This window comes from Bradyrhizobium sp. KZN70725, assembly GCF_055264925.1.
The window spans coordinates 92,472-113,634 of record NZ_JBUYWT010000020.1 but is presented as its reverse complement, the minus strand read 5'-3'; the positions used below and the strand labels follow the sequence as shown (position 1 = coordinate 113,634).

The 21,163-nt window shown below is 65.7% G+C and carries 15 protein-coding genes; 10 read left to right on the top strand and 5 right to left on the bottom strand.

The annotated features are described in order from the left end of the window. The first annotated feature begins 68 nt into the window (after window positions 1-68). From ACZBJS_RS20765 to ACZBJS_RS20755, 3 genes are all read left to right on the top strand, one after another. The gene (locus ACZBJS_RS20765; RefSeq protein ID WP_057016267.1) at window positions 69-956 is read left to right on the top strand and encodes an N-formylglutamate amidohydrolase; all 888 of its coding nucleotides are present in this window, start codon (window positions 69-71) and stop codon (window positions 954-956) included. Window positions 957-1,525: 569 nt separating this feature from the next. Next, window positions 1,526-2,305 (top strand): histidinol-phosphatase, encoded by a 780-nt coding sequence (gene hisN, locus ACZBJS_RS20760; RefSeq protein WP_076827670.1) that lies wholly within the window; start codon window positions 1,526-1,528, stop codon window positions 2,303-2,305. 82 nt (window positions 2,306-2,387) lie between these two features. Next, window positions 2,388-3,356 carry a tripartite tricarboxylate transporter substrate binding protein gene (locus ACZBJS_RS20755; protein ID WP_316398660.1) on the top strand — a complete coding sequence of 323 codons (969 nt, stop codon included), beginning with the start codon at window positions 2,388-2,390 and terminating at the stop codon, window positions 3,354-3,356. 8 nt (window positions 3,357-3,364) lie between these two features. Here ACZBJS_RS20755 and ACZBJS_RS20750 read toward each other — a convergent pair whose 3' ends face one another. After that, the gene (locus ACZBJS_RS20750; RefSeq protein ID WP_076827672.1) at window positions 3,365-4,258 is read right to left on the bottom strand and encodes a LysR family transcriptional regulator; all 894 of its coding nucleotides are present in this window, start codon (window positions 4,256-4,258) and stop codon (window positions 3,365-3,367) included. A 92-nt stretch (window positions 4,259-4,350) separates the two neighbouring features. Here ACZBJS_RS20750 and ACZBJS_RS20745 point away from each other — a divergent pair, with 92 nt between their 5' ends. Next, window positions 4,351-5,103: a sulfite exporter TauE/SafE family protein gene (locus ACZBJS_RS20745; protein ID WP_456777749.1), complete on the top strand. Its 753-nt coding sequence runs from the start codon at window positions 4,351-4,353 to the stop codon at window positions 5,101-5,103. Between the two features lie 30 nt (window positions 5,104-5,133). On the opposite strand, the gene ACZBJS_RS20740 is transcribed toward ACZBJS_RS20745, so the two are convergent. Beyond that, the gene (locus tag ACZBJS_RS20740) at window positions 5,134-5,769 is read right to left on the bottom strand and encodes a LysE family translocator (protein ID WP_316398658.1); all 636 of its coding nucleotides are present in this window, start codon (window positions 5,767-5,769) and stop codon (window positions 5,134-5,136) included. Window positions 5,770-6,007: 238 nt separating this feature from the next. Here ACZBJS_RS20740 and ACZBJS_RS20735 point away from each other — a divergent pair, with 238 nt between their 5' ends. Then, a complete protein-coding gene (locus tag ACZBJS_RS20735) occupies window positions 6,008-7,807 on the top strand; it encodes an adenylate/guanylate cyclase domain-containing protein (RefSeq protein WP_057016253.1) in 1,800 nt (599 codons plus the stop codon). Between the two features lie 60 nt (window positions 7,808-7,867). Continuing rightward, on the top strand, window positions 7,868-8,527 hold the full coding sequence (locus ACZBJS_RS20730; RefSeq protein ID WP_316398657.1) for a hypothetical protein: 660 nt from the start codon (window positions 7,868-7,870) through the stop codon (window positions 8,525-8,527). Window positions 8,528-8,590: 63 nt separating this feature from the next. Here ACZBJS_RS20730 and ACZBJS_RS20725 read toward each other — a convergent pair whose 3' ends face one another. Further along, on the bottom strand, window positions 8,591-9,538 hold the full coding sequence (locus ACZBJS_RS20725; protein WP_057016251.1) for an alpha/beta fold hydrolase: 948 nt from the start codon (window positions 9,536-9,538) through the stop codon (window positions 8,591-8,593). Between the two features lie 221 nt (window positions 9,539-9,759). Here ACZBJS_RS20725 and ACZBJS_RS20720 point away from each other — a divergent pair, with 221 nt between their 5' ends. Continuing rightward, window positions 9,760-10,236 (top strand): Hsp20 family protein, encoded by a 477-nt coding sequence (locus tag ACZBJS_RS20720; protein ID WP_092087522.1) that lies wholly within the window; start codon window positions 9,760-9,762, stop codon window positions 10,234-10,236. Between the two features lie 82 nt (window positions 10,237-10,318). Here the strand turns inward: ACZBJS_RS20720 and ACZBJS_RS20715 are convergent, their stop codons facing one another. Next, window positions 10,319-11,146, bottom strand: coding sequence for a hypothetical protein (locus ACZBJS_RS20715; RefSeq protein WP_316398656.1), 828 nt, complete (start codon window positions 11,144-11,146; stop codon window positions 10,319-10,321). 470 nt (window positions 11,147-11,616) lie between these two features. Between ACZBJS_RS20715 and gltB the strand changes: the two genes are divergently transcribed. Together gltB and ACZBJS_RS20705 are read left to right on the top strand one after the other, a co-directional pair. Then, complete coding sequence (gene gltB / locus ACZBJS_RS20710) at window positions 11,617-16,353, top strand: glutamate synthase large subunit (RefSeq protein WP_463439077.1); 4,737 nt, start codon at window positions 11,617-11,619, stop codon at window positions 16,351-16,353. Window positions 16,354-16,487: 134 nt separating this feature from the next. Next, window positions 16,488-17,945: a glutamate synthase subunit beta gene (locus ACZBJS_RS20705; RefSeq protein ID WP_168857876.1), complete on the top strand. Its 1,458-nt coding sequence runs from the start codon at window positions 16,488-16,490 to the stop codon at window positions 17,943-17,945. A gap of 176 nt (window positions 17,946-18,121) precedes the next feature. Here ACZBJS_RS20705 and ACZBJS_RS20700 read toward each other — a convergent pair whose 3' ends face one another. Further along, window positions 18,122-19,810 (bottom strand): outer membrane beta-barrel protein, encoded by a 1,689-nt coding sequence (locus ACZBJS_RS20700; RefSeq protein ID WP_463439076.1) that lies wholly within the window; start codon window positions 19,808-19,810, stop codon window positions 18,122-18,124. Window positions 19,811-20,070: 260 nt separating this feature from the next. On the opposite strand from ACZBJS_RS20700, the gene ACZBJS_RS20695 reads away from it, so the two are divergent. Continuing rightward, window positions 20,071-21,078 carry a KpsF/GutQ family sugar-phosphate isomerase gene (locus ACZBJS_RS20695; RefSeq protein ID WP_463439075.1) on the top strand — a complete coding sequence of 336 codons (1,008 nt, stop codon included), beginning with the start codon at window positions 20,071-20,073 and terminating at the stop codon, window positions 21,076-21,078. Window positions 21,079-21,163: the final 85 nt, after the last annotated feature.

The following is a 21,163-nucleotide window of genomic DNA, read 5'->3' as shown; positions in this document are numbered from 1 at the left end:
AATCTCCGCTTTTCCGGCAGACTCAGTTGCTGCGGGGCGAGGCGGACGCAAGGGACGGCGCCAAGGGAATGACCGAATTTGCTGGCGAGTTGTCGCCCCCGTTCGAGATCGTTGAGCCGCAGGCCTGGCGCGCGCCGATCATCTTCAATTCCCCGCATTCGGGCTCGGTCTATCCGGCCGAATTCCTCGACGCGTCGCGAATCGATGTGGTGTCGCTGCGGCGCTCCGAAGACTCTTTCATGGACGAGCTGATCGCGGGCCTCAGCGATCGCGGCTTTCCGATCGTGCGGGTCAACTTCCCGCGCTCCTATGTCGACGTGAACCGCGAGCCCTACGAGCTCGACCCGCGCATGTTCACCGGGCGGCTGCCGAGCTTTGCCAATACGCGTTCGATGCGGGTGGCCGGCGGGCTCGGCACCATCCCGCGCGTGGTCGGCGACGGCCAGGAGATCTATCGCGAGCGGCTCGACGTCGACGAGGCGCTGCGCCGGATCGAGGTGCTCTACAAGCCCTATCACCGCGCGCTGCGCCGGCTGATCAACAAGGCGCACCAGGCGTTCGGCGCCGTGATCGTGGTCGACTGCCATTCGATGCCGTCGGTCGGCGTGTCGCGCGACGAGCCGCGCCGGCCCGACGTCGTGATCGGCGACCGCTACGGCACGAGCTGTGCGGCGCTATTGCCCGACCTCGTCGAGGAGATCATGAGCTCGCTCGGCTATTCGATCGGCCGCAACAAGCCCTATGCCGGCGGCTTCATCACCGAGCATTACGGCAATCCGGCGAGCGGCCTGCACACCGTGCAGATCGAGCTCAACCGCGCGGTCTATATGGATGAGCGCCGCCGCGAGCGCGGCCCTCGCTTCGCGCAGGTGGCCGCCGACTTTGCGACCCTGGCGGATGCGCTCGCGAAAATCCCGTTCGGCGATCTCGGCCCGTTCCAGGCGGCAGCGGAGTAATCAATCCTTCGTCGGGCACTGCGATCCCGACGAAGTCATGAACTAGGAATTCAAGTTGGCGGCGCGATAAGCGCCGAACTGGATTCTCAGTTCACTTGCGGAAACGACGGCCCAAGAAAAAAGGGCCGCTTGAATGAACAAGCGGCCCAAGTCTAGGGAGGAAACGCCCAAGGAGGGCAGCGATAGCGCGAGGCGCTACCGCACCGCAACAATATGCGACCGCGCTGCACAAAACGCAAGAACTTTCGAAACATTTCTTGGGTAATGTTGGAAAGTCTGGCGAAACTGCAACAGGCCGGAAGGAGCGGCTTTCCGTATGTAGGATCAATATCTTACAAGGAAAGCCCCGGGCGGCCAGCGCTCTGCGCATAGCTTGTATACCAGAATTCGCAACTTCGTGATCGAGACCGGGACCCGGGGCGCTTTCGAATCCGAAGCCAAATCGAAAGTCCGGAACCGCGTCATCGGGCTGGATAACACTCCGTTAATCGTGCGCGCCGCGCCGGATTGAGCTAGGCAAGACCGCATCCGATTTCTACCGCGTCGTTTGCGCAGTTCAGGGACATGCCGTGACGGTCATCGACTTTACCGCCTTCATCGGCCGCCTTGCGACCGCATCCGGCGAAACCATCCTGCCCTTCTTCCGCACCTCGCTCTCGGTCGACAACAAGAGCTCGAACGATTTCGATCCGGTCACCGAGGCCGACCGGGCGGCGGAAGCCGTGATGCGGCGGCTGATCAAGTCGAACTTCCCCCAACACGGCATCGTCGGCGAGGAGTTCGGCAATGAGCGCGAGGACGCCGACTATGTCTGGGTGCTCGATCCGATCGACGGCACGAAATCCTTCATCGCCGGCTTTCCGATCTGGGGCACGCTGATCGCGCTGCTGCACAAAGGTACGCCGGTATTCGGCATGATGCACCAGCCCTATATCGGCGAGCGCTTCTCCGGCGACAACGGCTCGGCGCATTACTCCGGCCCGTCGGGCGAACGGCGGCTCTCGGTACGGCGCTGCGCCTCGCTGAAGGAGGCGACCGTCTTCACCACGAGCCCGCTGCTGATGAATCCGGATGACCGCGCCCGCTTCGGCCGCATCGAGAATGCAGCGCGCCTGTCGCGCTATGGCGGCGACTGCTACTCCTATTGCATGCTCGCCGCCGGTCATCTCGACCTCGTGGTCGAGACCGAGCTGAAGCCTTACGACATTGCCGGCCTGATCCCGATCATCACCGGCGCCGGCGGCGTCGTCACCACCTGGGACGGCAAGCCGGCGCAAAGCGGCGGCCGAATCATCGCGGCCGGCGACCCGCGCGTGCACGAAGCGGCGATGAAGCTTTTGAACGCCTGAGTTCCCTGCCTGATTCTTGAGTTGCCGGGCGTCTGATCTGCGCCCATCCTGACCGCAACCAGAAAAGCCAGGGATGGGCGACATGACGATGCGCGGCAGGCTGCTGGCAGCCCTTCTCCTGCTTCTCGCGCCCGTCACGGCTTTCGCCCAGGATTTCCCGACCAAGCCGCTCCGGCTGATCGTGCCGTTCCCGCCCGGCGGGCCGAACGACATCATCGCGCGGGTGATCGGGCAGAAGATCTCGGAGCTCGCAAGGCAGCCCGTGATCGTCGACAACCGCGCCGGCCAGGGCGGCGTGCTCGGCACCGACGCGGTCGCGAAGGCGGCGCCCGACGGCTACACGGTGGCGATCGCGAGCGCCGGCGCGCTGGCGATCAGCCCCAGCATGGAGAGGGTTGCCTACGACACGCTGAAGGATCTCGCGCCGGTGACGCTGGTCGCGACCGTGCCGGAGATGCTGGTGGTCGCCGCCAACGTGCCGGCGAGGAACATGAACGAACTGGTCGCGCTCGCCAGGGCGCAGCCGGGTAAGCTCAACTTCGCCTCCTCCGGCCCCGGCAGCCTGCCGCATCTCGCCTGCGAATTGTTCAAGCTGACGGCCAAGATCGACATCGTGCACGTGCCCTATCGCGGCGCCGCGCCGGCGGTGAACGACCTGTTGGGTCAGCAGGTGCAGATGACCTTCCTCGACCTGCCGGTGATCCTGCCGCAGATCAAGGCGGGCGCGCTGCGGCCGATCGCGCTCGGTGGGCGCGAACGCGCGCCGACCGCACCCGACGTGCCGACCACCACCGAGGCCGGCATGCCCGAACTGGTCATCGAGAACTGGTACGGCATGGTCGCGCCCGCACGAACGCCGCCCGCGATCGTCGCAAGGCTGAACCAGCTCGCCACCGCGGCGATGGCCGATCCGATGGTCAAGCAGAAGCTCGCCGAGCAAGGCCTGACGCTGGCCGGCGACACGCCGGAACATTTCCGCGACTTCATCGCCGCCGACATCAGGAAATGGGCGAAGGTGATCCAGGACGCCGGCGTGGTGACGACGAAATGAGCCAGCCGTCAGCGCTGCGCTTCGGCGCGCAGATAGTCCACAAGTTGCTTGGCCGCCCGCGGCAGCGCCTTGAAGCTGCGCGCGCAGATCGTCAGCCGGCGGTTGGCCCAGGCGTCGCGGATCCTTATCGTCGTGATCGGCATCGACGCCGCGCAGCGCCGCGCCGCGGTCTCCGGGATCACGGCGATGCCGACATCGGCGGCGACCATCTGGCAGATCGCGTCGAAGCCGCGCAGGCGGGCGCGGAAGCGCAGCCGCGCCCCGAGCTTTGCGGCATGCCGCGAGATATGAACCTGCAGCGCGGATGTTGCCGTGAGGCCGACGAAATCGCGGCCGACCACTTCCTGGAAGTCGATCTGGCGGCGGCCGCCGAGATCGCCGCGACGCGACGCCACCAGCATCAAGCGGTCCTCGCTGAACAGGAACCGCTCGACGCTGTCGGGCAGCGCGTGTTCCGCGGCGAAGCCGAGATCGGCGGCGCCGCTGGCGATCGCGGTCGCGATATCGGTGCTCTCGCGCTCCTCGACGTCGACGCTGATGTCGGGATGCTCGTGCAGGAAGGCCGCGAGCGCGCGCGGCAGATGCTCCGAAAGGCCCGAGGTGTTGGCGAGCAGCAGCACGTTGGCGCGCACGCCGCTGGCATAGGCGGCGAGATCGCTTTGCAGCGCCTCGACATTGTGGATCACGATGCGGGCGTGGCCGAGCAAGCTCTCGCCCGCCGCAGTAAGTTCGACGCCGCGGCGGCCGCGCTTGAGCAGCGCGACGCCGAGCGCTTCCTCGAGGCCCTTGATCCGCTCGCTGGCCGAAGCCAGCGCAAGGTTCGCGCGCGCCGCGCCCTGGGTGATGCTGCGCGCATCGGAAACCGCGATGAACAATTGCAAATCGGTCAGGTCGAACCGCATGACGTTTCCCACCCCATACCTTCGGGTCGTCCGAAGGCTAACTCCGTAACCTCCAGATTGTGCCGTTCGCATCGATCGGTCAATGTGCCGCCATGGTCGACCATCTCCTGATCTTCATCGCTTTCGCCTTCCTGCTCGCCGGCTTCGTCAAGGGGACGCTCGGCCTCGGCCTGCCGACGGTCGCGATGGGGCTGCTCGCAACCACGATGGCGCCGGGCCAGGCGATTGCTATCGTGATCGTGCCGGCGATCGTCACCAATATCTGGCAGACCTTCGTCGGCCCCTATCTGCGCGACATCATCAAGCGGCTGTGGCCGTTGATGCTCGGCACCGTGGCGGGCATCTGGATCAATGCCGGGCTGCTGACCGGGCCTTACGCGGCCTACGGCACCGTGGTGCTGGGCGTGCTGCTGGTGATCTACGCGATCGTCGGGCTGAGCCGGTTCAGCTTCAAGGTCGCGCGGCGCGACGAGAAATGGATCGGCGGCATCGTCGGCGTCATCACCGGGCTGATCTCGGCGGCGACCGGCGTTCAGGTCATCCCCTCGATGCCTTTCATGCAGGCGATCGGCATGGAGAAGGACGAACTGGTGCAGGCGCTCGGCGTGTTCTTCACCACTGCGACCGTGGCGCTCGCGTTCAACCTCACGGCATCGGGCCTGCTGACGGCAGCCACCGCGCTGCCGGGCGCGGTCGCGATGGCGGCGTCGTTCACCGGCATGTTCATCGGCCAGGCGGTTCGCACACGGATGCACCCCGAGGTGTTCCGCCGCTGGTTCCTGATCGCGATGATCCTGCTCGGCATCTATCTCGCCGGCAGCGCACTGCTCAAGATCCACGGCTAGAGCGGCAAAGCGAGAGCCTCAAGGCGCGAGCTAGCGCGCCTCCAGCGTCGCGACGCGGACGCCGAGATAGATGAAGAGCGCGCCGAGCGAGCGGTTGATCCAGGCGATCACGCCGGCCGATTGCCTGATGTGGCCGGCAGCCCGCGCCGCGAAGGCCGCAAGACCAAGGCACCACAGCGTGCCGCCGGTGATGAAGATCAGCCCGAGCACCAGGAAGGCGAGCGTCTTGTGCGGCGAATCGGCCGCCACGAATTGCGGCAGGAAAGCCAGGAAGAACAGCGCCACCTTGGGGTTGAGGATATTGGTCAGCGCCCCCTGCCAGAACACACGCGAGATCGAGGTCTCGCCGCCCTGCCCCGTGATGTCAGCGACTGGTCTGGCGCGCGCCAGCAGCATCTGCAGACCGGTCAGCACCAGATAGGCCGCGCCGACCAGCTTGACGGCCAGGAACGCGGTCGACGAGGCCATCAGCAGCGCCGACAGCCCGATCGCCGCACCCAGCACATGAACCAGGCAGCCGCAGCTGATTCCGACCGCCGCAGCGGCTCCGCCGCGCCATCCGAGCTGAATCGTGCGCCCGATGATATAGGCGGTATCCGGCCCCGGTGTGACGTTGAGCAGCAGGCCGGACAGGACAAACAGCCAAAGTTCGTGAATTCCCAGCATGGCAGTGAGATTAACCTATGCAAGTAACCGCCCGGAAAGGATGATCAGCCAGCCGGCGCCATCCCAGCGACACACGAATTCAGTAGAGAAACCACTGTACGATCCGTTGGTCGCATGCCAATTCCTGCTACTATGCATTATAGGTGCCTGCAAACCGGGCTTCCGCCGGACCCGGCCTGTCTTGTAAGTATCGGATTCGGTCACCTCGGCTAAGTGGCCATTCCAGGGCACAGGAGACATGGAAAGACGGCTCGCTGCCATTCTTTGCGCTGACATCGCCGGCTATTCCCGCATGATGGGTGCCGACGAGGCGGGGACGCATGCCTCGTTCAAGGCGCACCGCAGCGCGATTTACCCGATCATCCTCAATCATGGCGGCCGAATCGTCAAAAACACCGGCGATGGCTTCCTCTTGGAATTTCCGAGCATCATCGGCGCGATCGAGGCCGCCGTCGCGATGCAGACCCTGATGGCCGAGCGCAACGAACATTTGCCGGCCGACCGCGCCATGCACTTCCGGATGGGCGTCCACATGGGCGACGTGATGGCCGACGAGGACGAGGTGTTCGGCGACGACGTCAACATCGCAGTCCGTCTCGAGACGGTCGCAACGCCCGGCGGCATCGCGGTGTCGGACAAGGCCCGCACCGAAGCGGGACGGCGGCTTGCCGTCACCCTCGTCGACGCCGGCCCGCACCGCTTCAAGAACATCGCCGAGCCGGTCAATGTCTGGACCTGGGCGCCGGCCGGATCCGATGCCCAGGAGCAGGTTCCGGACGACGGCCCGCATCTGCCGGGGCAATACCGGACCGCAATCGTCGGCGTGCTGCCGTTCGACAATCTGAGCGGCGGCGCCGACGAATATTTCTCGGACGGCCTGACCGAGGACCTGATCCACGCGCTGTCGCTGCAATCCTTCTACCGCGTGCTGAGCCGCAACTCGACCTTCGCCTACAAGGGCAAGAACGTCTCGACGCGGCTGATCGCGCGCGAGATCGACGCGACCTATCTGATCCAGGGTTCGGTACGGCGCGCCGGCAACAAGATCCGCGTCTCCGCCGAGCTGATCGCGCCGGAGAAGGGCGAGCAGCTGTGGACCGGCCGCTACGACCGCGACATGGGCGACCTGTTCGCGATGCAGGACGAGATCACCGCGAATCTCTCCGCCGCCGTCGCGCAGGAGATCTATCGCGCCGAAGCATCGGCACCGGCGCGCTCGCCGAACGCCGAACTGACGGCGTGGGATCGCTTCCTGAAGGGGCTGTCGCACTACTACCAGCAGACCAAGGACGATTGCGAAACCGCGATCGCGCTGTTCAAGGAAGCGATCGAGCTCGACCCCGCGCTGTCGATCGCGCGCGCCTATCTGGCGCTGATTCAGATCCAGAGCATCCAGTTCGGCTGGATTCCGAGCACGCGCGAATTGTGGGCCTCGTCGGTCAGCCTGGCCGAGAGCAGCGTGCGGCTCGACCCGCGCTCCTCGTTCGCGTTTTCGCTGCTGGCCTATCTGCACGCGATGCAGGGCCATTACGAAGCCGCGATGGACGCCATCAAGCGGGCGATCGAGCTCAACCCCTACGACATGGGCGCGCGCGGCGTGCTGGGAATCTGCCACATGGTGATCGGCGACCATCGCAAGGCGGTCGATCTGTTCTCGACGGCGGTCCAGCGCGGCAACAGCGACCCGCGCTACCAATGGGCGGCGCTGAACGCGTTCAGCCATTATCTGCTCGGGCAATATGACGCGTCGCTGTCGTGGTCGCGCGAGGGGCTGTATCTGAACCCGAACCATCTGCAGTGCCTTGCGGTGCGCACCGCAGCGCTCGCCCAGCTCGGCCGCGCCGACGAGGCCGCGCAGGCGGCCGAGGCCCTGCTCGCCAACCATCCCGAGCTGACGGTCGAGCGTCACTTGCGCAATTTCCACTGGAAGAACCCGGCCGACATCGCGCATTATCGCGACGGCCTCTTGAAAGCCGGGCTGCCGTTCGGCAAACTCGCTCTGGTTGCATCCACCTCGAAATTCGCCGTCGACTCCTGAGCGAATTCATCCACCGGTAATGGATGCTTTTTAAGCTGAAGCTTTTCAGGATGTGGTTTGATGTCCGATACGGCTGCAAGCGCGGCGCCCGCCCCGCAGATTTCTCCTGACAATCCGTGCCCTTTCCTGCGGGCGCTCGCCGCCGGCAACTATGTCGGCGGCCATATCGTGCCGCTGCCTGAACTGACCGGGACCATCGGGCGCGCAACCGGCAAGACCGGGTTCGAGGGATTCACCGCGCGGGCGAAGATCTTCATGGTGGCGCAGATCGCCAACGGCCTCGGTCCTTTCAGCCAGCTGCGCAGCCTGTTCCAGGGCGCCATTCTCGACGCGTTACGCAACGGCCCGCTCGACAAGCACGGCGCCGGCTCGCGCATCCTCGACCAGCACGCGGTGGTCCATGAGGACGAGATCGCGCGGCTCGCGACCTTCGGCAGCGACCACAAGGCACCCGACGGCAGCGTCGAACGCGGGCTGTCGGCCGCCGAGATCAAGACCTTCATGGCGGCGAACTTCCAGCGCGCCAAGGACGAGCATCCGCCGTCCTACGGCATCCTGCACTGCTACTATCCGCTCCTGATGCTAGGCGAGTGGCCGGTGCTGCTCGACATCATGGGCAAGGGCGAAGGCAAGGACCGCTATCTCAGCGTCGCCGAGGTCAGGACGCTGTTCGTGGACAAGCGCTTTCCTGACCGGATCGTCGCGCTGCTACAGCGCTAGATTTTTGTTGGACGCGTTTTCTTCACGCGAACCGGTTTCCGCTTCGCTCGAAAACGCCATGTTTCACTTGAACAGCGGCGTGCCCGGCACGAACGCATCGAACGCCGCCCAGAATTGGCCGCGGTAGCGGTCCTGCTCCTGCAGGATTTCGTGCTTGGAGCCGGCGATCACCAGATGCGAACCGGCGCGCAAGTGATAGGCGAACTCCTCGATCGCGGCCGTCGACACCACCTCGTCATTGCTCGCCGCCAGCATCAGGATCGGCTGGCGGATTTCGGACGGATACGACGTGCCGCGGAAGGTGCGCATCGCGGTGAACGCGGTGTCGGCCCATGCGATCGTCGGCGCCGCGATGCCGAGCGTCGGATCTTCTTCCAGGATCGCCGCGTTGCGGGCATGGCGCACCGGATCGCTGGTGACGGGATTGCCGATGAAGGGCGCGAGGCCGACCAGTTCGTCGCTACCGCCGGGAACATAGCGGCCGCCCTGCCCGGCCAGCCGCATGATCCGAAGCAGCGCGCTCGGGAAGAACGACACGCGGCGGCGCGGCAGGTCGATCATCGGCGCCGACAGCACCATGCGGTCGAACCAGCGCTTGCCGGCATGCGCGAGGCGCAGCATCACCGCACCGCCCATCGAATGCGCCAGCGCGAAATAGGGCGGCGGGCAATCCGGCAGCACCACCTGCTGCACGAAGGTCTCGACGTCGACCTCGTAGTCGGCGAAGTCGCGCACATAGCCCTTGCGGGGATCGCGCAGCCGGCGCGACGAGTGGCCCTGCCCGCGCCAGTCGATCATCGCCACCGCAAAGCCACGGTCGCGCAGATCGCGCACGGTCTCGAAATATTTTTCGATCATCTCGCCACGCCCGCCGAACACGCAGACCGTGCCCTTGCGGCCGGGCGGCGGCGCCCAGCGCGCAAAGCGCAGCTCGGCCCCGTCTGGTGTCTTGATGGTACCACTGACAACGTCGTCCGGAACCGGGTTGGCGGGAATCGAGACGAGCGTCATGAAGGGGACCGGAGTGGTGAGACAGGGTGGAGATCAAGGACGCCGGCGCCGAAAAATGCGACGCGGTTTCCGCCTCTTGAACGCGACGTGACCCCTCCCATATCATTTCCGTGCAGGCCGCTACCAGTGCTTCGGAACCGAAACATCAGGCTGCACACATCTAAGCCCGGCCCGATGGCGGGCGGGTAACTGAAACAGTCGCTCAATGGAGGACTATTCCTATGCGTAGCTACGACCTCACTCCGTTCTATCGTTCCACCGTCGGCTTCGACCGCCTCTTCAACCTGCTCGATCAGGTGACCTCGGACGGCAGCCCCGGCTATCCCCCCTACAACATCGAGCGCACCGGCGAGAATGCTTACCGGATCAGCGTTGCGGTCTCCGGCTTCTCGCAGGCCGAGCTTTCGATCGTCGCGAAGGAGAACACGCTGACGATCAAGGGCGAGAAAACCGCCAACGAGAACTCCGGCAACGGCGCCGAAGTGCTCTATCGCGGCATCGCCTCCCGCGCCTTCGAGCGCGTCTTCCAGCTTGCCGACTTCGTGCAGGTGAAAAACGCTTCGCTCGAGAACGGTCTGCTCCACGTCGATCTCGTCCGCGAGATTCCCGAGGCCAAGAAGCCCCGCAGCATTCCGATCGGCGGGGGCGAGAAGGCTCCGCAGGTCGTTGACGGCTCGGGCGGCAAGGTCGCCGCCTAAGCAACAAATCCCGCGTCAGCAGATATTGGCTGATCGCGAAAACGCCCCGGGAAACCGGGGCGTTTTTTGTTGCCGGTAACCGCTACTCCAATCCCTGCACCTTGGGCATTGCCTGGGTCGGCAGGATCGCGGGCGCCGGCGGCGGAGCACCCTGACCGACGGTCGGAGCCTCGGCTTGCTGGACGGCTTGCTGCGCAGCCTGGGCCTCGGCCGGCTTCGGGGCTGCGGCCTGCTCGGCCGTCGCGGGTGTCGCTGCCTGAGCAGGCTGCGGCGTGGCCGCCTGCGGGACGGCGGCCTGGGCCGCCGGGGCCGGAGCCTGGGCTGCCGCCGGCGCTTGGGCTGCCGCCGGAGCCTGGGTCGCCGGAACCTGAGCCGCCGGAACCTGGGCTTTGGCCCCCAGCGGGTTCCGCTTCGGCACCGGCACGCGGCTGGCGACATGCGGGATGGGGAGTGGCGGGCGCGGCACCCGGGCCTGGATCGGCCGCGGCATCGGCCCGACGGGACCGTCGGTCGCGCTCATTTCCTCTTCGTAATTGTCGCCGAGCCGGGAGGCCGGCGTGAAGCGGATGATGTGGCCGTCGCGGGCATCGATCACCAGCCGGCCGTCGTCGCCGCCCTGGTCGATCACCGAGATCGTGTAGACGAACCCGCGCTGTCGGGGCGCGCCAAGCGGCAAATAGCCGTTCTCGCGGAGCACGGTATAGACCTCGACCGGCGGCAACAGGCTCGGGACCCGGCCAAAGCGCGGCGGCGGCGGAACCTCGGGCATGGCGGCATAGGGCCCGTCCATGTCGGATACCCTGACCAGAAGCGGGCTGCCGATCCGGGCGGACGTCGCCAGCTGGGCCTCGGCCGAGGCTGCGCTGAGCGCGAGGACGGCGGCAGCAACCGAACCTGTGAACAACTTCATCGCCGTAACTCCTGTCTGCCCCGCCCTGGAGCGTTTCCGCTCTCTTGCCGGCTTGCCCGGGGCAAAACTTCAGTTTCAAATTCGGCGGTCCTTGGTCCCTCCTTGGGCCAGATCACGGCGTGTTTGCTTCGAATCGGGGGCGCCACATGCCCGTCGAGCCGTTCGATCCGAGCATGCGGGCGAGGACTTCCTCGCGCTTGTGTGATAGACAAAAATTTGGCAAGGTCTAAGTTAGGACAGTAGAGCTGTCTCAATTTCGAGGCCATCCCGGCATAGGGATTGCAACGAGACCTCGGCGCCCCGAGCTCCGAGAATGCTGCAGGCAGGGCCGTTCCTCAGGGGACGTTGAAACGCCCGTCGTCTGAATTTAGGAAAATGCGGCTCGCGGCGGACGAGCGGTGGCCCGGTGGGTGCCGCAACGTCCAAGGTGCGCCAAATACGGTGGGGCCCTTACGAAAGGGAGAGGACACATGAGCGGGTCGGAATTCGAGCGCGAAAACATCGTGGCAGGAACGCTGTCGGCGACCGCGGACTCGAAAGCCGCCGAGCCCGCGCGTGAGTTGCATACTTGGCGCCCCGAAGCCGAGGGCCTGTACGATCCCAGCCTGGAAAAAGACTCCTGCGGCGTCGGCTTCATCGCCAACATCAAGGGCCAGAAGTCGCACCAGATCGTCTCCGACGCGCTGAACATCCTGTGCAACCTCGAGCATCGCGGCGCCGTCGGCGCCGACCCGCGCGCCGGTGACGGCGCCGGCATCCTGGTGCAGATCCCGCACGCCTTCTTCGCGCGCAAGACCGCGGAGCTCGGCTTCAAGCTGCCGCAGCCCGGCGAATACGCCATCGGCGCGCTGTTCATGCCGCGCGATGCCGCGTGGCGGAACGTGATCAAGAGCATCATCGCCGACGAGATCAAGAACGAGGGCTTCAGGCTGCTCGGCTGGCGCGACGTGCCCAGCGACAATTCATCGCTCGGCGTCACCGTGAAGCCGACCGAGCCCTACCACATGCAGGTCTTCATCGGCCGCAATGGTGCGGCCAAGACCGAGGACGATTTCGAGCGCCACCTCTACATCCTGCGCAAGTCGATCTCGCAGGCGATCTATCAGCGCCGCGACCGCGGCATGGCGGGCTACTATCCGTGCTCGCTGTCGTGCCGCACCGTGATCTACAAGGGCATGTTCCTCGCCGACCAGCTCGGCAAGTACTATCCCGACCTGCATGAGGCCGACTTCGACAGCGCGCTGGCGCTGGTGCATCAACGCTTCTCGACCAACACCTTCCCGACCTGGTCGCTGGCGCATCCCTACCGGATGATCGCCCATAACGGCGAAATCAACACGCTGCGCGGCAACGTCAACTGGATGGCGGCGCGACAGGCTTCCGTGCATTCGGAGCTCTACGGCAAGGACATCAGCCGCCTGTGGCCGATCTCCTATGAGGGCCAGAGCGACACCGCCTGCTTCGACAACGCGCTCGAATTCCTGGTGCAGGGCGGCTACTCGCTGCCGCACGCCGTGATGATGATGATTCCGGAAGCGTGGGCCGGCAATCCCCTGATGGATGAGCAGCGCCGCGCGTTCTACGAATATCATGCCGCGCTGATGGAGCCGTGGGACGGCCCGGCCGCGATCGCCTTCACCGACGGCCGCAAGATCGGCGCGACGCTCGATCGCAACGGCCTGCGCCCGGCGCGCTATCTCGTCACCAAGGACGACCGCATTGTGATGGCGTCCGAAATGGGCGTGCTGAAGATTCCTGAGGACCAGATCGTCACCAAGTGGCGGCTGCAGCCCGGCAAGATGCTGCTCGTCGACCTCGAGCAGGGCCGCCTGATTCCCGACGACGAGATCAAGGCCGACCTCGCCAAGAGCCATCCCTACAGCGACTGGCTGCATCGCACCCAGATCCAGCTCGAGGAACTGCCGGATGCGCCGGCCAAGGGCGTGCGCTCCAACCTGCCGCTGCTCGATCGGCAGCAGGCGTTCGGCTACAGCCAGGAAGACATCGCGATCCTGATGACGCCGATGGCCGCCACCGGCGAGGAAGCCGCCGGCTCGATGGGCAACGACACGCCGATCTCGGCGCTGTCGGACAGGCCGAAGCAGCTGTTCACCTACTTCAAGCAGAACTTCGCGCAGGTGACGAACCCGCCGATCGATCCGATCCGCGAGGAAATCGTCATGAGCCTCGTCTCGATCATCGGGCCGCGGCCGAACCTGTTCGACCTGCAGGGCGTCGCCTCGACCAAGCGCCTCGAGGTGCGGCAGCCGATCCTGACCGACGCGGATCTCGAAAAGATCCGCTCGATCTCCGACGTCGCCGAGACCCACTTCAAGTCGCGCACGCTCGACACCACCTTCCACGCCGGGTTCGGCGCTGCGGGCATGGAGCAGGTGCTCGACGAGCTCTGCGCGCGCGCCGAGGGCGCAGTGCGCGAGGGCATCAACATCATCATCCTGTCGGACCGCATGACCGGCACCGACCGGATTCCGATCCCGTCGCTGCTGGCCTGCGCCGCCGTGCATCATCACCTGATCCGCACCGGCCTGCGCACCTCGGTCGGCCTCGTCGTGGAATCCGGTGAGCCGCGCGAGGTGCATCACTTCGCCTGCCTCGCCGGCTACGGCGCCGAAGCGATCAACCCCTATCTCGCGTTCGAAACCATCCTCGCGATGAAGGACCGGCTGCCCGGCGCGCTCGACGACTACGAGATCGTCAAGCGCTACATCAAGTCGATCGGCAAGGGCCTGCTCAAGGTGATGTCCAAGATGGGCATCTCGACCTACCAGTCCTATTGCGGCGCGCAGATCTTCGACGCGGTCGGCCTGAAGGCCGACTTCGTCGCCAAGTATTTCGCCGGCACCCACACCCGAATCGAGGGCGTCGGCCTCGGCGAAATCGCCGAGGAGACCGTGCGGCGTCATACCGACGCGTTCGGCGACGGCCAGATCTACAAAAGCGCGCTCGATGTCGGCGGCGAATATGCCTACCGCACCCGTGGCGAGGACCACGCCTGGACCGCGGAATCGGTCTCGACGCTGCAGCATGCCGTGCGTGGCAATTCGCAGGAGCGCTACCGGGCGTTCGCCAAGATCCTCAACGAGCAGTCCGAGCGTCTCTTGACGCTGCGCGGCCTGTTCCGGATCAAGAGCGCCGAGGACGACAAGCGCAAGCCGGTCAAGCTCGAGGACGTCGAGCCGGCCAAGGACATCGTCAAGCGGTTCTCGACCGGCGCGATGTCGTTCGGCTCGATCTCGCGCGAGGCGCACACCACGCTCGCGATCGCGATGAACCGGATCGGCGGCAAGTCGAACACCGGCGAAGGCGGCGAGGAGTCCGACCGCTTCAAGCCGATGCCCAACGGCGACTCGATGCGCTCGGCGATCAAGCAGGTCGCCTCGGGCCGGTTCGGCGTGACGACGGAATACCTCGTCAACTCTGACATGATGCAGATCAAGATGGCGCAGGGCGCCAAGCCCGGCGAAGGCGGCCAGTTGCCCGGCCACAAGGTCGACGCGACGATTGCCCGCGTCCGGCATTCGACGCCGGGCGTCGGCTTGATCTCGCCGCCGCCGCATCACGACATCTACTCGATCGAAGACCTCGCCCAGCTGATCTACGACCTCAAGAACGTCAATCCGGACGGCCAGGTCTCGGTGAAGCTGGTGTCCGAGGTCGGCGTCGGCACGGTTGCCGCCGGCGTCGCCAAGGCGCGCGCCGACCATGTCACCATCGCGGGCTTCGAGGGCGGCACCGGTGCCTCGCCGCTGACCTCGATCAAGCATGCCGGCTCGCCGTGGGAGATCGGTCTTGCCGAGACCCATCAGACGCTGGTGCGCCAGCAGCTGCGCAGCCGCATCGCGGTTCAGGTCGACGGCGGCTTCCGCACCGGCCGTGACGTCGTGATCGGCGCGCTGCTCGGGGCCGACGAGTTCGGCTTCGCCACCGCCCCCCTGATCGCGGCGGGCTGCATCATGATGCGCAAGTGCCACCTCAACACCTGCCCGGTCGGCGTCGCGACCCAGGATCCGGTGCTGCGCAAGCGCTTCACCGGCCAGCCCGAGCACGTCATCAACTACTTCTTCTTCGTCGCCGAGGAAGTCCGCGAGATCATGGCGCAGCTCGGCTACAAGACGTTCGACGAGATGGTCGGCCAGGTCCAGATGCTGGACCAGACCGCGCTGGTCTCGCACTGGAAGGCCAAGGGCCTCGATTTCTCCAAGCTGTTCGTGCGGCAGAAGGAGGAGAAGGGCCAGACGATCTATCACTCGGAGAGCCAGAACCACCATCTGGAAGCCGTGCTCGACCGCCGGCTGATCGAGAGGGCGCAGGCCGCGCTCGATCGCGGCGCCCCGGTCAAGATCGAGGAAGAGATCAACAACACCGACCGTTCCGCCGGCGCGATGCTGTCGGGCGCGGTGGCCAAGATCTACGGCCATGCCGGCCTGCCGCTCGACACCATCCATGTCGGCCTGAAGGGCACGGCGGGACAGGCGTTCGGCGCCTGGCTCGCCAAGGGCGTCACCTTCGAGCTCGAGGGTGAAGGCAACGACTATGTCGGCAAGGGCCTCTCGGGCGGCTGCATCATCGTCAAGCCGCCGAAGATCTCCGGCATTGTGCCGGAAGAGTCGATCATCGTCGGCAACACCGTGATGTACGGCGCGATCGCGGGCGAGTGCTACTTCCGCGGCATCGCCGGCGAGCGCTTCGCGGTGCGCAACTCCGGCGCGGTCGCGGTCGTCGAGGGCGCCGGCGATCATTGCTGCGAATACATGACCGGCGGCATCGTCGTGGTGCTCGGCAAGACCGGACGCAACTTCGCGGCCGGCATGTCCGGCGGCATCGCCTATGTGCTGGACGAGGCCGGCGACTTCGACAAGCTGTGCAATCTTTCGATGGTCGAACTCGAGCCGGTGCTGTCGGAGGAGATGATCAACGCCGACACCTACCACCACTCCGGCGATCTCGAGGCGCATGGCCGGGTCGACGTGTTCCAGAACCTGCTCGACTCCGACGTGGAGCGGCTGCACGTCCTGATCACGCGTCACGCCAAGCTGACGGGTTCGAAGAAGGCGGCGGAGATCCTCGCCGACTGGAAGAGCTGGCTGCCGAAATTCCGCAAGGTGATGCCGGTCGAGTACCGCCGCGCGCTGAAGGAAATGAAGGCGAACGCCGACGCCGAGCCGAAGATCGCGATCGGCGCGTAGGGTTCATCACGCGTCATTCCGGGGCGCGCAAGGCGCGAACCCGGAATCTCGCAAGGCAACTTCAAGATTCCGGGGCGCGCAAGGCGCGAACCCGGAATGACGGAACAACTGAGATGCAGGGGCATCGGGTTTCAATGGGTAAGATCACAGGTTTTCTCGAGATCGAGCGGCATGACCGCAAGTACGAGCCGGTCGCCGATCGACTCAAGAACTTCAGGGAATTCGTCATTCCGCTGAGCGAGAAGGACACGCGCGACCAGGCTGCGCGCTGCATGAATTGCGGCATCCCCTATTGCCACGGCACCGGCTCGACCGCGCCGGGCACGCCGGGCTGCCCGGTCAACAACCAGATCCCCGATTTCAACGATCTCGTCTATCAGGGCAACTGGGAAGAAGCCTCGCGCAACCTGCACTCGACCAACAATTTCCCCGAATTCACCGGCCGCATCTGCCCGGCGCCGTGCGAGGCGTCCTGCACGCTCAACATCGACGACAACCCGGTCACCATCAAGACCATCGAATGCGCGATCGTCGACCGCGCCTGGGACAATGGCTGGCTGAAGCCGGAGATCGCTGCCGTTAAGACTGGCAAGAAGGTCGCCGTGATCGGCTCGGGTCCCGCCGGCATGGCCGCCGCGCAGCAGCTCGCGCGCGCCGGCCACGAGGTGCACGTCTACGAGAAGTTCGCCAAGGCCGGCGGCCTGCTGCGCTACGGCATTCCCGACTTCAAGATGGAGAAGGGCATCATCGATCGCCGCGTGGCGCAGATGGAAGCCGAGGGCGTCACCTTCCATTACGGCAAGGCCGTGGGCGGCTCGACGCCCGGCGCGATCGATCCGCAGGAGCTCGCCAAGCAGTATGACGCCGTGGCGCTGACCGGCGGCGCGGAAGCCCCGCGCGACCTGCCGATTCCCGGCCGCGAGCTTTCCGGCATCCACTTCGCGATGGACTTCCTGCCGCAGCAGAACCGCCGCGTCTCCGGCGAGCCGCTGAACGGTGCCGCCGACATCCTCGCCGGCGGCAAGCATGTCGTCGTGATCGGCGGCGGCGATACCGGCTCGGACTGCATCGGCACCTCCTTCCGGCAAGGCGCAAAGTCGGTGACCCAGCTCGAGATCATGCCGGCGCCGCCCGAGCACGAGAACAAGGGCGTGACCTGGCCGAACTGGCCGCTGAAGATGCGCACGTCGTCGAGCCAGGCCGAAGGCGCGGTGCGCGAATTCGCCGTGCTGACGACCAAGTTCGAAGGCGTCGACGGCAAGGTGACGAAGCTGCATTGCGTCAAGGTCGACGATAAGTTCAAGCCGCTGCCCGGCACCGAGTTCACGCTCGACGCCGAGCTCGTGCTGCTGGCGATGGGCTTCGTCCATCCGGTGCACGAGGGCCTGCTCAAGACGCTGGGCGTCGAGCTCGATCAGCGCGGCAACGTCCGCGCCTCTCTGCACGACTACCAGACCTCGCGCGCGAAGATCTTCTCCGCCGGCGACATGCGCCGCGGCCAGTCGCTGGTGGTCTGGGCGATCCGAGAAGGCCGCCTGTGCGCGCGCTCGATCGACACCTTCCTGATGGGGAAGACCGATCTGCCGGGGTGAGCCCTCGGCGGTTTCGGCAAGCTATCTCCACACACTGAACTGTCATCGCCTGCGAAAGCGGGCGATCCAGTATTCCAGAGACGTCAGAGAACAACGGAGAAGCCGCGGCATACTGCGTGCCCCGCGTTCGCGAGGCACGACACCTCATTTGAGATGCGACTTGCGCACCCTCGCCGCTAGTTCTGCACCCGCACGCCGAGCATCACCACCGTCGACGCCGAGCTCTGTCCCGGCTGGTTGGAATCCAGCCAGTCGCGGCGCAGCGTGCCCTTGATCCAGAGGCTGCGGGTCATCTTGTAGATCAGGTCGCCTGACACCGAGTAGATCGTGTCGTTGCGGTTGTCGCCCTGGTAGTCGAGCGTGCCGTAGGTGAACTTGCCGATGCCGGTCAGCCAGCGGCGGAAGTCGTGGTCGACCTCGACGGTGTAGGTGCGCGACAGCACGCCCGAGGTGCCGGGCAGCGTGGTCTCGCCGATCTGGGTGTCGGAATAGAATTTGGCCGTGGTCAGCGGCGTCGCGGTCCAGGTCAGCGAGGCCGTTGTGAGCAGGCCTTCGAGTCGGCTAAGCCGCGGGTCGACATAGTCGCGCATCGCATAGCCGATCGAGATCTCACCGAACAACAGCCGGGTGAACTCGAACGACGTACCGACCTTGGCATAACCGCCCGATGAATTGCGCGCGTAACCGTTGCGGTCGAGATAGAGATCGTGGAAGCGGCTGTCGCCCTCGACTTCGACAAAGGGCTTCACGGCTGGATTGAGCTCATAGCTGACGCGGCCGACGCCGCCGTATTGGGTGAAGTTGCGGTCGTCGTTCGACGAAGAGGTGCCGTCGGTGAGCTTCGACCATTGGTAGTCGGTGCGGTCGACGGTGCCGCCGAGCGAAACCTGCATGCGGTTGAAATGCTGGTCGATGCCGAAGGTGCCGCCGACCGTGGTGTAGATCGGATATCTGGCGAGGCCGGCCTGCACGTTCGGGCTGCCGGGATTGTCGGTCGAGACCAGCAGGCGGGCCTGCCCCAGCAGATGCGTGTCCTTGGTGACGTCGAGACGGCCGTCGATATGGCCGGTGAAGTTCGGACGGTCGATGTCGAGCGGCGCCGACAGCGGCGTGCCGTCGGCGTTCGGCGTCAGCCCGGAGCCATAGCCGTTGAAGGAGCCGCGCAAATCGGCGACGACGGCGTGACGCTCCCAGTCGGAGACCGCGAGGAATTCCGGCGCGACCATGTAGAACGCCCTGCCCTGCGGCGAGTAGAGCCGACCGGGGTTGGTGTCGTAGCCGGCCATCACCTCGACCGCGGTCTTGACCATGAACGAGCCGGCATAATCGCCGACCGCGCCGAACGGATCGTCGTCGATCCTGAGCCGCTTGCGCGGCGGCTGGCCGACGATGGTACCGGCCATCGCCGGCGGCAGCGGCGTCTTGTTGGCGGTCTCCGAGGGAGGGATCGACAGCCGCAGTTGTCCCGTGGCGTTCAATGGCGGCGACGTCGGCTGCGGCGAGCCCGGTCCGGCCGGCGGCTTCGGTTTGGCCTGGCCCGGGTAGTATTTCGGCTTCTGGCGTTTGCGGTTGAGCGAGTCATAGCCCGACGTCGAGGCGCCGTTCGCCGCGGGGAGCCCGTAGGTCGGGACCTGCCCGATCCGCGTCGTCGATGTTGATGTCGATGAAGACGAGGAGGAACGGCGTTCGCGATCGGCGTCGGGCAGCCTCAGGCCGTTGAGCGCATCCATGGCGTCGGCCGTGGTCCGGCGCAGCGGCGAATCCTGCGTGATCACCTGGCTCTGGCGATTGGGGCTGAACAGATCGGGCGTCACGGTCTGGGCCGCGGCGAACCCGGTGGTCACGGTCAGCGCCAGGACGGTCACGGCAGGGCATGGCAAAACCGCGCGGACGAGGCGTCCACGCCGGTCTTGGCCGCTTGCTGGCCGCCGCAACACGATGGAAAAACTCCAACGAATTCACATACTTGTCGGACGAACTCCACCGGGCGGCGGAAAACGTCGTTAATGGAGTTAAAACAATTATGGTTAATGAGCCGTTGAGGATCGGCCGCCGCGCGTCGCATCGCGGAATCGAACGTGCTAAGGGAGACGCCCGGGTGCAAAACCCTCCCTTGGAATCCTAAATGGCCAAACCGAAACCGCTGATGACCAAATCATCCGGCCCCGATGACGGCGCCGTTCAATCGGCGCTCCGCACCCTCGATGCCGAAGCAAGCGGCGTCGCAGCCCTCTCCGCGGCACTGAAGTCCGACCTCGGCGCGCCGTTCGCGGCCGCGTCCGAGTTGATCGGCAATGCCAAGGGACGGCTGATCGTCACCGGGCTCGGCAAGTCCGGCCATATCGGGCGCAAGATCGCCGCGACCTTTGCCTCGACCGGCACGCCGGCGTTCTTCGTGCACGCCGCGGAAGCGAGCCATGGCGATCTCGGCATGATCACGATCGATGACGTGATCCTGGCGCTGTCATGGTCCGGCGAGCAGCCGGAGATGCGCAACCTGATCGCCTATGCCGCCCGCTTCGGCATTCCGCTGATCGCGATGACGGCCGACAAGGACTCGACGCTGAGCAAGGCCGCCGACTTGCAGCTGACGCTGCCGAAGGCCCGCGAGGCCTGCCCGCACAATCTGGCGCCCACCACGTCCTCGCTGATGATGCTGGCGCTCGGCGATGCGCTGGCGATCGCGCTGCTCGAGGGCCGCGGCTTCACCTCGACCGATTTCAGCGTGCTGCATCCGGGCGGCAAGCTCGGCGCGCTCCTGAAATATGCCCGCGACCTGATGCATGGCGGCGACGCGCTGCCGCTGAAGCCGCTCGGCACCAAGATGTCGGATGCGCTGGTCGAGATGACCTCCAAGGGTTTTGGCTGCGTCGGCATCGTCGACCGCCACGGCCATCTCGTCGGCATCGTCACCGACGGCGATCTGCGCCGGCAGATGCGCCCCGACCTTTTGACGCTGTCGGTCGACGAGGTCATGACGAGGACGCCGAAGACGATCAGCCGCGACACGCTGGCCGGCGAAGTGCTGGAACTGCTCAACGCCTCGAAGATCACGACGCTGATCGTGACCGACGCCAAGAAGCCGGTCGGCATCATCCATCTGCACGATCTGCTGCGCGCGGGCGTGGCGTAGAGCCGCGCTTTCTTCCGTCATTGCGAGCGAAGCGAAGCAATCCATCTCTCCTCGCGCGGAGACATGGATTGCTTCGTCGCTTTGC

Coding starts and splice junctions, on each gene's coding strand:
- ACZBJS_RS20730 (WP_316398657.1), top strand. CDS start 7,868: ATGTCCGATACGGCTGCAAGCGCGGCGCCCGCCCCGCAGATTTCTCCT.
- ACZBJS_RS20740 (WP_316398658.1), bottom strand. CDS start 5,769: ATGCTGGGAATTCACGAACTTTGGCTGTTTGTCCTGTCCGGCCTGCTG.
- ACZBJS_RS20715 (WP_316398656.1), bottom strand. CDS start 11,146: ATGAAGTTGTTCACAGGTTCGGTTGCTGCCGCCGTCCTCGCGCTCAGC.
- ACZBJS_RS20720 (WP_092087522.1), top strand. CDS start 9,760: ATGCGTAGCTACGACCTCACTCCGTTCTATCGTTCCACCGTCGGCTTC.
- ACZBJS_RS20745 (WP_456777749.1), top strand. CDS start 4,351: ATGGTCGACCATCTCCTGATCTTCATCGCTTTCGCCTTCCTGCTCGCC.
- ACZBJS_RS20695 (WP_463439075.1), top strand. CDS start 20,071: ATGGCCAAACCGAAACCGCTGATGACCAAATCATCCGGCCCCGATGAC.
- ACZBJS_RS20725 (WP_057016251.1), bottom strand. CDS start 9,538: ATGACGCTCGTCTCGATTCCCGCCAACCCGGTTCCGGACGACGTTGTC.
- ACZBJS_RS20755 (WP_316398660.1), top strand. CDS start 2,388: ATGACGATGCGCGGCAGGCTGCTGGCAGCCCTTCTCCTGCTTCTCGCG.
- ACZBJS_RS20735 (WP_057016253.1), top strand. CDS start 6,008: ATGGAAAGACGGCTCGCTGCCATTCTTTGCGCTGACATCGCCGGCTAT.
- ACZBJS_RS20705 (WP_168857876.1), top strand. CDS start 16,488: ATGGGTAAGATCACAGGTTTTCTCGAGATCGAGCGGCATGACCGCAAG.
- ACZBJS_RS20750 (WP_076827672.1), bottom strand. CDS start 4,258: ATGCGGTTCGACCTGACCGATTTGCAATTGTTCATCGCGGTTTCCGAT.
- ACZBJS_RS20765 (WP_057016267.1), top strand. CDS start 69: ATGACCGAATTTGCTGGCGAGTTGTCGCCCCCGTTCGAGATCGTTGAG.
- gltB (WP_463439077.1), top strand. CDS start 11,617: ATGAGCGGGTCGGAATTCGAGCGCGAAAACATCGTGGCAGGAACGCTG.